We start from the raw sequence: 11,981 nt of genomic DNA on the forward strand, positions 1-11,981 counted from the left end.
CAAGGTCCTTCGGACCTGGCGCAGCCTGCGGCAGCGGCTACAGAGGTTGTGTCGGGCGTGGTATTGGCGCCCGACTTCCATCCGTTGCTTAGTTGCTCTTCACCGCGTAATCCGGCTTCTTGTCGTTGCCCGGGATGAACGGGCTCCACGGCTGGGCGCGGATCGGGCCTTCGGTCTGCCAGACCACGCTGAACTGACCGTCCGGCTGGATCTCGCCGATCATCACCGGCTTGTGCAGGTGGTGGTTGGTCTTGTCCATGGTCAGGGTGTAGCCCGACGGCGCGGCGAAGGTCTGGCCGGCCAGGGCTTCGCGGACCTTGTCGACGTCGGTGGACTTGGCTTTTTCCACCGCCTGGGCCCACATGTGGATGCCGACGTAGGTGGCTTCCATCGGGTCGTTGGTCACGGCTTTATCCGCGCCCGGCAGCTTCTTGGCCTTGGCGTAGGCTTTCCAGTCGGCGACGAACTTCTGGTTCACCGGGTTCTCCACGGACTCGAAGTAGTTCCAGGCCGCGAGGTTGCCCACCAGCGGCTTGGTGTCGATGCCGCGCAGTTCTTCCTCGCCCACGGAGAAGGCCACCACCGGTACGTCGGTGGCTTTCAGGCCCTGGTTGGCCAGCTCCTTGTAGAACGGTACGTTGGAGTCGCCGTTGACGGTGGAGATGACCGCGGTCTTGCCGCCGGCGGAGAACTTCTTGATGTTGGCGACGATGGTCTGATAGTCGCTGTGGCCGAACGGGGTGTAGACCTCTTCGATGTCCTTGTCGGCCACGCCTTTGGAATGCAGGAAGGAGCGCAGGATCTTGTTGGTGGTGCGCGGGTAGACATAGTCGGTGCCGAGCAGGAAGAAGCGCTTGGCGCTGCCGCCGTCTTCGCTCATCAGGTACTCCACCGCCGGGATCGCCTGCTGGTTAGGCGCCGCGCCGGTGTAGAACACGTTCGGCGACATCTCTTCGCCTTCGTATTGCACCGGGTAGAACAGCAGGCCGTTGAGTTCCTCGAACACCGGCAGCACCGACTTGCGCGACACCGAGGTCCAGCAGCCGAACACCACGGCGACCTTGTCCTGAGTCAGCAGCTGCCGGCCTTTCTCGGCGAACAGCGGCCAGTTCGACGCCGGGTCGACCACCACCGCCTCGAGCTTTTTACCGTTGACGCCGCCCTTGGCGTTGATCTCGTCAATGGTCATCAGCGCCATGTCCTTGAGCGAGGTTTCGGAGATCGCCATGGTCCCCGACAGCGAATGCAGGATACCGACCTTGATGGTCTCGGCGGCCTGGACGGTCCAGGTCATGCCCATCGCGGCAATGCTTGCCGTGAGTGTGAAAGCCTTGATCAAGCTGCGACGCTTCATTGTGCGATCTCCATGAACTTATGAATTTTCTTGGTTGGCAGATGCGGACTACTGAAGGGCTGTTTTGCAAGGGGTGTGCCTAGTCGGCACAGGGCATGAAAACGTCGCTTTTACGGAGTGGGGGAGAAAGCTGGCGCACCATTGCGGGGCCATCAGGCGTCTTTGGTGCGGGCCAATGCGCTTCGTTGGTGCCGGGTGGAGGCAACCCGGTGTGGCTTTTCTGTAGGAGCGAGGCTTGCCCGCGATAACGTCCTCAAGGAGTACGTTTTCGGCCTGACGATCGCCATCGCGGGCAAGTCGGATCGCTGCCCGCTCGCTCCTACACAGCCTTTCAGCGGCGGCGCATCAGGCCGATGAAAAACAACCCGCCAATGGCCGCCGTGGCCACGCCTATGGGCAGGTCTTCGGGGGCGATCAGGGTGCGGGCGGCGACATCGACCCAGACCAGGAACACACTGCCCAGCAGCACGCACACCGGCAACAGCCGACGATGCTCGGCACCGACCAGACGCCGGGCGATATGCGGCACCATCAGCCCGACGAAGCCGATGGAACCGCTGATGGACACCAGCACCCCGGTCATCAGCGAAGCGATCAGGAACACCCGCAGCCGCACGTTGCGGGCATTCAAACCGAGGGTCACGGCGGTCTGCTCGCCAGCCATCAGCGCGTTCAACGGCCGCGCCATGCCCAGCAGCAAGACCAGCCCGAGCACTACGCTGGCCGCCGGCACCGCGAGCAGTTCCCAGCGCGCCAGGCCCAGCCCGCCAAGCATCCAGAACATCACCGCCGAGCTGGCGCGGTGGTCACCCATGAACAGCAGCAGGTTGGCCACCGCCATCATCACGAAGGACACCGCCACCCCGCACAGCAGCAGGCGATCGCTGTCGAGCCGGCCATGGCGCGCGGCGATGCCGAGCACTAGCAGCATGCTCGCCAGGGCGCCGATAAAGGCAGCGATGGGCAGGGTCAGCAGGCCGACGATTTCACCCACATGCAGCACCACGATCACCGCGCCCAGGGTGGCGCCGGAGGTCACACCGAGCAGGTGCGGATCGGCCAGCGGATTGCGCGTCACCGCTTGCAGCACCGCGCCGATCAAGGCCAGCCCGGCGCCGACCAGGGCGCCGAGCAGCATGCGCGGCACGCGGATCAGCCAGACGATATGTTCCTGCCCGACGCTCCAGTCCACCTCGCCCAGGCCGAGGGCCTTGTGCAGCAGGATGCGCCAGACCACGTCCACCGGCACCCGCGCCGAACCAAAACCCAGGGACAGCACGCAGGACGCCAGCAGCAACGCACCGAGGGCAGTCAGCAGCAAGGCATAACGACGATCGATCATGCGCCGTGGAAACCCTTGGCCAGGGTTTGCACCGCTTCGACGTTATCGATGCCCGGCGTGGCCTGCACGTAGGGGATCACGATAAAACGCTGGTTGCGGATTGCGTCCACCGATTGCAGGGCCTTGTTGTCCAGCAGGAACTGCTGCTTCTGTTCGGCCGTGATTTCGCTGTAGTCGACGATCACTATCACCTGCGGGTTGCGCTCGACCACGGTTTCCCAATTGACCCGGGTCCAGCTGGCCTCCACATCGTCGAGGATGTTGCGTCCACCAGCGGCGTCGATCAGCGCCTGGGGCATGCCCAGGCGGCCGGAGGTCATGGCGCGGTCTTCGCCGCTGTCGTAGAGGAACACCCGCGGTTTTTCCGTGGGCAGGTCCTGCTGGATAGTGGCGACCTGTTGCTGCATGTCGGCGATCAACTGGTTGGCGCGGTCCTGCACATCGAAGATCCGCCCCAGGTTGCGCAGGTCGTTGTAGGTGTCGTCGAGGCTGGCCGGCGGGCGCTTCATCACGAAGGCGCAGGACTCGGTCAGCTCCAGCACATTGATGCCCAGCGGGGTCAGGGTCTGCGGGGTCAGGTCGCCGCCGACGCGCATGCCGTAGTCCCAGCCGGCGAAGAAGAAATCGACATTGGCGTCGAGCAGGGTTTCCACCGACGGGTACTTGGCCGCCAGCTCCGGCAGGCCGTCGAGGATGCTCCGCATCTCGGGCGTCACCGCCTTCCAGCCGCTGATGCCGCTGTAGCCGACCATGCGCGACTTGAGGCCGAGGGCGAGCATCATCTGGGTCATGTTGATGTCGTGGCTCAGGGCGTGTTTCGGCGCCTCCTTGAAGGTCACCTCGCGGTTGCAACTGTGGACGGTCAGCGGGTAACGGGTGGCTTCGGCAAGGGCCTGGCCGGCGAGCAGCGACAGGGCCAGGCACAGGCTGGAGCGAAACAGGAAGTGCGGGATCATGGTTGGGTTATCCAGGTGATTCGTGGGTAGCCGGACAGCGGGTGTTGGTCGACCAGGGCCTGGACGCCGAATACCTGCTGCAGCAGTTCGCGGGTCAGCACTTCGGCCGGCGTGCCACTGGCAACGATGCGCCCGTGATCGATCACGTACAGGCGGTCGCAGAAGGCGGCGGCGAGGTTCAGGTCGTGGATGCTGGCAAGGGTGCCGATGCCCAGGCGCTTGACCCGTTGCAGCAGCTCTAGTTGGTAGCGCGGGTCGAGGTGGTTGGTCGGCTCGTCGAGGATCAGCAGTTGCGGTTGCTGGGCCAGGGCGCGGGCCAGGATCACCCGCTGCTTTTCTCCGCCGGACAGGGTGGCGAACGCATGCGCCTCGAAGCCCAGCAGGCCCACCGACTCCAGCGCCTGGCGGGCGATGGCGCGGTCTGCGGCGCTGTCGCCGTCGAACAGGCCCTTGTGCGGCGTGCGGCCCATGGCGACCACTTCTTCGACGGTCAGGCCGAAGGCATCGGGAAACTCCTGCAACACCACGGCGATGCGTTGCGCGCACCAGCGCGGCGTCTGCTTCCAGACGTTGTAGTGATCGAGCCGGACTTCGCCCTGGTCCGGCCGGCTGAAGCGATAGCTGCAACGCAGCAGGCTGGTCTTGCCGCTGCCGTTGGGGCCGATCAGGCCGACGAACTCCCCCGGCGCCACTCGCAGGCTGGCCTCACGCAGCTGGAACTGGTGATGACAGCGGCCCTGGCCCAGGGGCGTCCAGGCCAGGTTGGTGAGATTCAGCGAGGTCATGCGGTTGCTCTTGAATACGGGGTGATGCGACAGGCGTCGTCGCGGGCAAGTCGGATCGCCGCCCGCTCTGTAGGAGCGAGGCTTGCCCGCGATGGGGCCATCGGCTTAGAACTGATAATCGGCGGTCACGAAAAACGATCGCGGTTCACCGAGGATCCACTGCTGGCCCTCATTGTATTGGCTTTGCGCGTACTGCCGGTCGAACAGATTGTTCAGCTGCAAACCGAAGGTGGTGTTGCGCAGGGCTTTCCACGACAGCACCGCATCGACCACTGTGTAGCTGGGCAGCTTGTTGCGGTTGGCCAGGTCGGCGTAACGGGCATCGACATAACGCACCCCGGCGCCGGCTCGCAGCTTATCGGTCACGGCCTTGTTCAGCCACAGGTTGGCGGTGCGCCGCGGCACGTCCACCGGGCGATTGCCGCTGCGCGAGACGAACTGGTTGCCGACCTGCTCTTCGAAGTCGTCGTACTGGGCCTTGACGATGGCGGCGTTGGCTTGCAGTTGCCAGGCGTGGGGCAGTTGCAGCTCGAGGCTGGCTTCCAGGCCGCGGGACGACTGCTGGCCGACTTGCTGCTTGAGCGTCGGGTTGCCCGGGTCGTCGGTCAGCAGCTTCTTCTTGACGATGTGATAGGCCGCCAGGGTCCATTCGCCGCGCTGGTCCCAGAACATCTGCTTGAGGCCGATCTCGCTCTGCCGGGCGCGGGCCAGGTCGTATTGCTGCTGGCTCGGGCTCAGGGAAATCAGGCCGCCGACACCGTCGGTACTGGTGGCGTACTGGCCGTAGAACGAAGTGTCCGGTGTCAGGGCGAACACCAGGCCGGCCTTCCAGTTGTTGCCGGTCAGGGTCTTGTCGTTACGGCTGCCGTCCACCAGGTCGTCGCGATCCACCTGCACGTAGTCGCGGCGTATGCCTGTCACCAGCGACCAGCGCTCACTCAGTTGGGTGCGGTTTTCGGCAAAGGCCGACATCTGCTTGGTGGTGCTCTGGAACTGCGGGCGATAGGCCGAGGCGCTGTCGAAATGCCCCTTGTCCGGGTGTTGCAGATCCAGCGGCTGGCCACCCGTTAGTGCATCTTCGAACGGCTTGTTGCTGTTGAGCTGGAAGCGGATGCGGTTGTAGTCGACCCCGGTCAGGGTCTGGCTGTCGAGGCCGAACAGGCTGTGCTTGAAGGTGAAGGTCTGGCGATCGCCGACCTGCTCCTGCTGGTGCTTGATGGCGAAGTTGCCGCTGCGCAGCAACTGCTGGCCGGCGGTGTCCCAGTTATAGTTTTCGGCGTTCTGCCAGCGGCGCTGGGCCTTGAGGTAATACAGCTCGTTGCTGGCGCTGACCGTGTCGGAGAGCTGCCACTCGCTGGTCAGGCGCGTCCACTGATCGTTGTAGTGCTGCTTGTCGTTGCCGATGTTGTAGTTCTTGTCCCGCAGGCCCTCATGGAGGCGGCCATTGATCAGCGGGGTGCCGAAATAGTTCATCGGCTGTTGGTCGCCGTAGTCATGGGCGAGGGTGAACGCCAGGTCGTCCGTGGCCTGCCAGCGCAGCGCCGCGCTGATGAAGTCGCTGGCGCTGTCGCCGCGATCGATCCAGCCGTTGCCGCGCAGGCGGTTGAGGTTCAGGCGATAGCTCAGGGTGTCGCTCAGCGAGCCGCCGCTGTCGAGGGCCTGCTGCTGGCTGTCGTAGGAGCCGTAGCCGAGGCGCAGGTGGTTTTCGATTTCGCCGGCGAAGGGTTTCTTCGGAATCACGTTGACCACCGCGCCGGTGGCGCCTTCGCCATACAGCACCGAAGCCGGGCCGCGCAGCACATCCACCCGTTCCACCGACCAGGTGTCCACCGGGAAGGTCACAGTGCCCATGCCGCTGTACAGGCGATTGCCGTCATACAACTGCATCACTGAACCCTGGCCGGTAAAGCCACGGGCCGACAACGAAGTGCCGCCGTCGCCCGGGGTGCCGGTGCGGCTGATCCCGGTACTGCGCGACACCGCGTCCTGCACGCTGCGGTCGCCCCGCTGGCGAATGCGCTCGCCGCTCAGGCTCTCGGTGCTGGCCGGGGTTTCCAGGGCGCTCAGCCCCAGGCGCGAACCGGCGCTGGTCGGGGTTTGCAGGCTGATGTCCTGCGCGTCGAGGGCGGGCGCGCTGATGGTGCCGGTGGGCAGCGTCAGGGGCGCGTCGTCGGCCTGGGCGGAGTGATTCAGGGCCAGCAGGCAGAGGCTGGACACGAGGTACCTATTTATTGAGGGGCAGTTCATTGGGGCGGTTGAATCGCTTCTTCGGGAGGAATACCCGCGGCCTTGGTGGCCGCGAGCAGGGATCATACATGCAAGTGTTATAAAGTAACATTATGCATGTCGGAAATTGAAGCGACAGAAGTCTACAGATCCCTCTAAACCGCGCATCTCGCCTGATTCATGATGAAGATGAGGCCGATTCAGCCGAGCGGTTCCAGCGCGACAGCAGCAAGCGATCCAGCAGCCACACGGCCACCAGCGAGGCCCCGACCAGGGGAAAGGCCACGGCCAGCGCCAGCATGATCGCCATCGCGGTTTTCCATTTCGGCAGGTCGTGGCGCAGCGGCGGTACGCCGAGACGCCCCTGGGGGCGGCGCTTCCACCAGATCACCAGGCCGCTGACGGCGCTCAGCAGGATCATCAGGCAGATCAGCAGCACCACGATCTGGTTGAACGGGCCGAACATCTTGCCTTCGTGCAGCATCACCCCGACTTCGGTGGCGCGGGCGACGTTGCTGTACTGCTCCCAGCGCACATCGGCCAGGACTTTGCCGGTGTATTGGTCGACATGCAGGGTGGCGTCGTTGCGCGGGTCGTCGGCGAACACGGCAATGGTGAACACGCCGCTGGCGGTGGTCGGCAAGGTGATGCTGTAACCGGCTTCGACCTGGCGCTGGGTGGCGATGTCCTGCACCTGCTGCAGGCTGATCACGGGCGCCGCCGGACCTTCGTGCATGGCGCCGTGGGCCATGTGTTCGGCGTGGTCGCCGGACATCGGCATCGGTGTGTTCTCCATGGCCCAGGGCACGGTCTGGCGGCTGGCGGTGTTGAGCTCGCCGGCCTGCTGGTCGGACTTGGGTACGTCATTCCACATCGCCGCCGGAAAGCGGTTCCACAGCTCGGCGTACTGCTTGCCCCAGAAGCCGGTCCAGGTCATGCCGCTGAGCAGCATCAGCAGCAGGAACGCCGCGCCCCAGAAGCCGACCACAGCATGCAGGTCGCGCCATAGCACGCGGCCGCGGCTGCCCAGGCGTGGCCACAACACCCCGGCCGAAGACTTTCCGCGCGGCCACCACAGGTACAGCCCGGACACCACCAGGACGATGCCCCAACTCGCCGCCAGCTCTACCAGGCGGTCGCCGAGGGGGCCGATCATCAGCTCGCCATGAATGGCTCGGGCGATGGCCTGCAGATTGTTCTTGGCGTCCTGCTCGCCAAGGATAGTGCCGTGGTAAGGGTCGACGAACACATTGAGTTCGCCGCCTTCCTTCTGCACCACGAACTGCGCGCTGCGCCCGGCTTCGAGCGGCGGCAGGTACTGTTTGACGTGGCCCTGGGGATAAGCGGCCTGGACCCGCCGGAGCTGCTCATCGGCGCTGAGAATGTGGTGTCCCGCCGGCACCTGCAGCAGGTTGTCATACATCAGGTGGTCGAGCTGGGGTTTGAACAGGTAGATGATCCCGGTCAGGGACAGCATCACCATGAAAGGGGCTACGAACAGCCCGGCGTAGAAATGCCAGCGCCAGGCCAGGTTGTAGAAAGACACTTTGGGTTGGCTCATCAGGGAACGCTCCGCATGGGCAATTGTCTCTGTAGCCGCTGCCGAAGGCTGCGATCGAACGCAACGATCGACATCGTGAAGATCCTGCGGATCTTTTCGCAGCCTGTCGGCAGCGGCTCCATTTCTTGTTGTGTTTAGAAGCTCAAGTCCACCTTGGTCCAGAGCGTGCGCCCCGGCTCGTTGATGGCTTGCGGGTCATTGGCCGGGTAGCCGAACCCGGCGTTGCCGGCCAGGTTCAGGTGCTCGGCGTAAGCCTTGCCGAACAGGTTGTCGACGCCGGTGCTGACCTTCAGGTTCTTGTTGATCCGATAGGCGCCGTTGAGCGAGAACACGCCGAAGCCACCGCTCTTGCCGAAGTCCTTGCCGACCACGTTGCCCTTGTTTTCGTCGATGCGGTTTTGCGCCGCCACCACCCGCCACAGGGCGCCGGCACTCCAGTTGTCCTCGCTGTAGGTCAGGCCGAAGCGGGCGTCCAGCGGCGGCATCTGCGGCAGTGGCGTGCCGTCGCTGCTGTTCTTGCCCCAGGCGTAGGCCAGGGTGGCGTCGGCCTTCCAGTTGTCGGTCAGCTTGTAGGCCGCGCCGAGCTCGCCGCCCATGATGCGCGCGTCGATGTTCTCGGCTTGCGAGGTCATGCCCATCATTCCCGGGCGGTAGTTGAACAGGATGTAGTCGCGCACCTGGCCGATGTAGCCCGAGGCCCAGGCTTCCAGTTCCGCGGTCTTGTATTGCAGGCCGAAGTCGAGCTGGGTGGTCTTTTCCGGCTTGATCGAATCGAAGGCATTGACCGAGCCGGCCGGGCCCATCTTCGGCGAGAACAGCTCCCAGTAGTCCGGGAAGCGTTGCGCGTGACCGAGACCGGCATAGACCGTGGTCGGGCTGTCGGCCAGGTCATGCTCGTAGCGGATGAAACCGCTGGGCAGGGTGTCGGCGCGGGTATCGCCGGCGGTCGGGTTGGGCCGGGTCATCATTCCGGAGCCGATGGTCTGGCGGTAATCCTTGGCCGAAGCGCGGTCCACCCGGGCGCCGCTGATCAGCCGGTCGCGGTCCGCGGCGTACCAGGTCAGCTCGCCGAACGCGCCGTAGTTGTGGAAGTCGGCGTCCTTGGTGCGTGGCTGGTCCTTGTAGGTGTCGATACCCATGCCTTGGCGCTGGCGGTGCTCGTTGGTCTGCGCATCGATACCGCTGATCAACTGCACATCGGCCCAGCGCCAGGTGGCCTTGATCCGCGCGCCGAGGGTGCGGCGATCGACGTTGCTGGCCATCATCCCGGTGCCGGACGGCGTGCGCAGGCTGTAGTTGTCCATCACGTGGTCGGCGTAGTTGTAGTAAACCTGCGCCTCGACCTTATCCAGCACCTCGCCGATGTTGGAGCGCTCGAAACGCAGTCCCAGGCTTTCACGCTTGAACTGCGAACCGTCCATGCCACGCCCGGCGTAACGCGCTTCGCCGTCGCCCTTGCCGGCGGTGAGTTCCAGCAGGGTGTCGGCGTCCGGGGTCCAGCCCAGGGCGATGTCACCGTTCCACTTTTCGTAGCGCGACGGCACGGTGTCGTTGTTGCCGTCCTTGTAGTCGTCGGAATGGGCCTGGTTGCCGATCACCCGCACGTAGCCCAGCGGCCCGCCGGCGGCGGCATCCACCACCTTGTCGAAGCGGCCGTTGGAGCCGGCCAGGATGCTGGCGTTGACCCGGGTACCCAGCTCGCCGAAGTTTTCCGGCTCACGGTCGAAGAGGATGGTCCCGGCCGAAGCGCCCGGACCCCAGAGCACGGTTTGCGGGCCCTTGATCACCGTCAGCTTGTCGTAGGTTTCCGGCGAGATGTAGGAGGTCGGCGCGTCCATGCGGCCGGGACAGGCGCCGAGCATCATGCCGCCGTTGGTGAGGATGTTCAGGCGCGAGCCGAACATGCCGCGCAGCACCGGGTCGCCGTTGGTGCCGCCGTTGCGCACCAGGGCGAAGCCGGGGATGGTCTTGAGGTAGTCGCCGCCATCGCTGGCCGGGACCGGTTGGCGCGGATCCTTGGGGTTGGTGACCACGGTCAGTGGCGAGCTGGGGGCGATGGCGGTGATCACCGTCGGGCTCAGTTCTTCGCCGTGCTGGCTGTGATCCACCGGCTGTTCGGCCGCCAGGGCCAGTGGCGTGAGCAGGGCGCCGCACAGTACGGCGATGGCATGGCTGAAACGTACGCGAGGTTCGTTCAGGGCAAAGGTAGCGGGGGCCTGGGCAGAGCACAGGCGAGTGTCAGCAGAAAACCTGGACATAAAGGTTCCATCAATCATTTCGTAAACAACACGGCCAGCAGCCTGCGGCTGTCTTTTCTACAGTCGGCCGGGTGAAGTGCGGTTGAGGGGGTTACGCAATGACTGGCGGGGCGCGGGTCCGGGCGCCGGGGAACACCGTCTGCCGGGCATGGCCCAGGCGCGGCGAGGGGGTGAGGAAGTGGCTGGACGGTGAGTTGTCGAGCGCGGTGAACGACAGGCTGCCAGGCAGTGCCGGGCAGTTGAACAGCAGGCTGCAATAACCGCACTTTTCCCAGAGCGCATGCTGTTCGCCCTGGACCTTGCCGTGCTCTGCGCCGTGCGGGTTTTCACCGTGGCAGCCGGGCTCGCCCATGTTCATGTCCATCGACATGGACATGTTCATTGGCATGGCTTGATCCATCGGCATCGACTGGGAAATCAGCGGACCGATAAAGATCATCAGCATGGCGAACAGGCTGATCCAGCTGCCGCGCCGTACTTTCAGGGGCGTGCGCACGGATCGCCGGGTGCCAGGCGAGCGCGGGGAGTTCACGGTAATGACGGCCGGTACTTACTGGGCGTGCATGTGTTCCTGGGTGCCCGCGGGCGCCTGCTTCTGCACCGCCACCTCGACCGTGACGTCGCCGGACTTCTCGAAGTGCAGGGTCAGCGGGAAGCGCTTGCCGTCGCCGAGCAGGCTGCGGTCTTTGAGCTCCAGCAGCATCACGTGATAGGCCATGGGCGCGAAGGTGACGGTTTCGCCTGGGGCAATCGCCACGTTGGGTACCTGCTGCATCTTCATCAGGTCGCCCTGCTGCACATGTTCATGCAGCTCGGCCTTGCCCGAGATCGGCGAGTCGACGCCGAGCAGGCGGTCGGCATTCTTGCCGGTGTTGTGAATGACGAAATAGGCCGCCACCGTCGGTGCATTGGGCGGCAGCTCCTGCGACCAGGGGTGGGCGATCTGCAACTCGCCGGCCTTGTATTCATGGGCGGCGGCAAAACCAGCGGGCAACAGCAGGGCGGCCAGCAGCAGAGCTTGCAAGGCCTGTACGGATTTCAACATGGCAGTTCTCCAGAACGATTCAACACGCAGATCAATTGCGAGGTGGAATCAGACCAGAGGCGAGGCGCGGGGATTGAGGCTCGGCCATTGCTGGCGCGGCGTGGGCATGACCAGCGCGGGGGGCGCGACGCTGCGGTTGGACTCGAAACGGGCGAAATACAACTGTGGCGCATGGCCTGGCAGGGCGACCAGGGGCGCCGAGCCGGAACAGCACCAGCAGTGCTGCATGGTGGAGTGATCGTCGTTCTGCGGGGCTTGCTGTTCCAGCTTGCCCAGGGAGATCGCCACCAGCTTGGTGCCGCTGGAGGAACAGAAACTGCCCCACAACAGCTGCTCGGCAGGCGCTCGGTCGGTCTGCTGCATGGCTCCCGAAAGCGGCATGGCAAGCATGTTGAACAGCACTGCGAAGCAGGCGATCCAGGCAAATGCGAGCTGTTGTCGGGACATGGTGACG

At 64.7% G+C, this 11,981-nt stretch carries 10 protein-coding genes; all 10 read right to left on the reverse strand.

What is annotated here, in order from left to right:
• Positions 1 to 88: 88 nt before the first annotated feature.
• The gene (gene urtA, locus J4D52_RS01030; protein ID WP_053277252.1) at positions 89 to 1,354 is read right to left on the reverse strand and encodes an urea ABC transporter substrate-binding protein; all 1,266 of its coding nucleotides are present in this window, start codon (positions 1,352 to 1,354) and stop codon (positions 89 to 91) included.
• 331 nt (positions 1,355 to 1,685) lie between these two features.
• A complete protein-coding gene (locus tag J4D52_RS01035) occupies positions 1,686 to 2,696 on the reverse strand; it encodes an iron ABC transporter permease (RefSeq protein WP_102675968.1) in 1,011 nt (336 codons plus the stop codon).
• Positions 2,693 to 3,652, reverse strand: a complete 960-nt coding sequence (locus tag J4D52_RS01040) for an ABC transporter substrate-binding protein (protein WP_102675969.1) — start codon at positions 3,650 to 3,652, stop codon at positions 2,693 to 2,695. Before J4D52_RS01040 ends, J4D52_RS01035 begins: the two co-directional genes overlap by 4 nt.
• Positions 3,649 to 4,437 carry an ABC transporter ATP-binding protein gene (locus J4D52_RS01045; RefSeq protein ID WP_025807994.1) on the reverse strand — a complete coding sequence of 263 codons (789 nt, stop codon included), beginning with the start codon at positions 4,435 to 4,437 and terminating at the stop codon, positions 3,649 to 3,651. Before J4D52_RS01045 ends, J4D52_RS01040 begins: the two co-directional genes overlap by 4 nt.
• A gap of 105 nt (positions 4,438 to 4,542) precedes the next feature.
• The gene (locus tag J4D52_RS01050; RefSeq protein ID WP_102676009.1) at positions 4,543 to 6,669 is read right to left on the reverse strand and encodes a TonB-dependent siderophore receptor; all 2,127 of its coding nucleotides are present in this window, start codon (positions 6,667 to 6,669) and stop codon (positions 4,543 to 4,545) included.
• A 172-nt stretch (positions 6,670 to 6,841) separates the two neighbouring features.
• Entirely contained in the window at positions 6,842 to 8,224 is a 1,383-nt protein-coding gene (locus tag J4D52_RS01055) for a PepSY domain-containing protein (protein ID WP_102675970.1), read from the reverse strand.
• Positions 8,225 to 8,358: 134 nt separating this feature from the next.
• A complete protein-coding gene (locus tag J4D52_RS01060) occupies positions 8,359 to 10,482 on the reverse strand; it encodes a TonB-dependent copper receptor (RefSeq protein WP_102675971.1) in 2,124 nt (707 codons plus the stop codon).
• Between the two features lie 91 nt (positions 10,483 to 10,573).
• Positions 10,574 to 10,978: a DUF2946 domain-containing protein gene (locus tag J4D52_RS01065; protein ID WP_102675972.1), complete on the reverse strand. Its 405-nt coding sequence runs from the start codon at positions 10,976 to 10,978 to the stop codon at positions 10,574 to 10,576.
• A gap of 54 nt (positions 10,979 to 11,032) precedes the next feature.
• Complete coding sequence (locus J4D52_RS01070) at positions 11,033 to 11,527, reverse strand: copper chaperone PCu(A)C (RefSeq protein ID WP_063428085.1); 495 nt, start codon at positions 11,525 to 11,527, stop codon at positions 11,033 to 11,035.
• A gap of 48 nt (positions 11,528 to 11,575) precedes the next feature.
• On the reverse strand, positions 11,576 to 11,974 hold the full coding sequence (locus J4D52_RS01075; RefSeq protein WP_102675973.1) for a DUF2946 domain-containing protein: 399 nt from the start codon (positions 11,972 to 11,974) through the stop codon (positions 11,576 to 11,578).
• Positions 11,975 to 11,981 lie beyond the last annotated feature (7 nt).

Source organism: Pseudomonas sp. GW460-12-10-14-TSB1 (genome assembly GCF_017349775.1).
GTDB classification, from domain to species: Bacteria; Pseudomonadota; Gammaproteobacteria; order Pseudomonadales; family Pseudomonadaceae; genus Aquipseudomonas; species Aquipseudomonas piscium.